The organism is Flavobacterium xizangense, from assembly GCF_054075145.1.
In genome coordinates, this window is record NZ_JBSIPG010000259.1 from 1 (window position 1) to 245 (window position 245).

Consider the following 245-nt stretch of genomic DNA (forward strand, 5'->3'; position numbering starts at 1 on the left):
TATTTTAAGACGAACAAGCCTTTCTGATAAAATTGATTTTAAAAACTTATCCTTGGATAAAGAAAGGTTTCAAATTTGGATTAATCAAAAATTGCTGGAAGTTACACCAATTGAATTCAACTTATTGGACATGTTTTTGACGCATCAAAATCATGTCTTTAGTAGAGAACAAATAATCGAACACATTTGGGGACTGACTGCGGATGTTGATAATCGTACAGTGGACTCTCATATAAGAAATTTAC

1 protein-coding gene is annotated in these 245 nt (G+C 31.4%); it reads left to right on the plus strand.

What is annotated here, in order from left to right; translation table 11 throughout:
- On the plus strand, positions 1 to 245 hold a 245-nt coding region (locus ACWA1B_RS23350; RefSeq protein WP_456911067.1), incomplete at both ends, for a winged helix-turn-helix domain-containing protein.